We start from the raw sequence: 424 nt of genomic DNA on the forward strand, positions 1-424 counted from the left end.
TGAGCTTCGGTGAGCTGAACGCGCGGGCGAACCGGCTGGCGCGGGAGTTGGTGGTGCGGGGTGTGGGTCCGGAGTCGGTGGTGGCGGTGGCGCTGCCGCGGTCGGTGGACGCGGTGGTGTCCGTGCTGGCCGTGTTGAAGGCGGGCGGGACGTACCTGCCGGTGGACCCGGGGTATCCGCGTCGGCGGGTGGAGTTCATGGTGGCGGATGCCCGGCCCTCGCTGGTGCTGACCACTTCGGTGCTGGGGATCGACGGGCCGTGTCTGCTGCTGGACGATCCGGCGACGGCGGCCGCGGTGGCGGCGCGTCTCGAGACGGACCTGCCCTGCCGGGTCCACCCGCAGAACGCGGCCTACCTGATCTACACCTCCGGCTCCACCGGCACCCCCAAGGCCGTCCAGGTCCCGCACGCCGGCCTCGCCAA

General features: G+C 73.1%; 1 protein-coding gene. It reads left to right on the forward strand.

Translation table 11 applies throughout. From position 1 onward, the window contains the following. The coding region (locus PUR71_RS23040; RefSeq protein ID WP_329928983.1) for an AMP-binding protein at positions 1–424 on the forward strand (424 nt) is incomplete at both ends.

Source organism: Streptomyces sp. SP17BM10 (genome assembly GCF_036322405.1).
In the GTDB taxonomy this organism is placed as follows: domain Bacteria; phylum Actinomycetota; class Actinomycetes; order Streptomycetales; family Streptomycetaceae; genus Kitasatospora.